We start from the raw sequence: 240 nt of genomic DNA, 5'->3' as shown, positions 1-240 counted from the left end.
AAGCGCACAGGTGAACCAGCAACCAACAGCAACCCCCGCGGGCCCGCAAAAACCGAGTCGTCCCATTAAACCGATTACGCCAATTAATGGAAAAGGCATGCCAAGTGCGGCAAATATGCTCTACTTTTGGTGGCAACAAGCAACGCTCGCTGAAAGGCAGGCTTTTTTAGATAAAGTAACAAAATAATTAAGCATTAAAAAAGGGCCAAATTGGCCCTTTTTAGTTAATTGGTAACGCTA

General features: G+C 45.0%; 1 protein-coding gene. It reads left to right on the top strand.

What is annotated here, in order from left to right; translation table 11 throughout:
• The coding region (locus CWC30_RS18225) for a DUF2057 family protein (protein ID WP_138627775.1) at positions 1–187 on the top strand (187 nt) is incomplete at its 5' end.
• Between the last annotated feature and the right edge of the window lie 53 nt (positions 188–240).

Origin of the sequence: Pseudoalteromonas sp. S4741 (genome assembly GCF_005886135.1) — a bacterium.
GTDB classification, from domain to species: domain Bacteria; phylum Pseudomonadota; class Gammaproteobacteria; order Enterobacterales; family Alteromonadaceae; genus Pseudoalteromonas; species Pseudoalteromonas tetraodonis.
The sequence above is the reverse complement of the archived record's forward strand: the minus strand, read 5'-3'. Positions and strand labels throughout refer to the sequence as shown.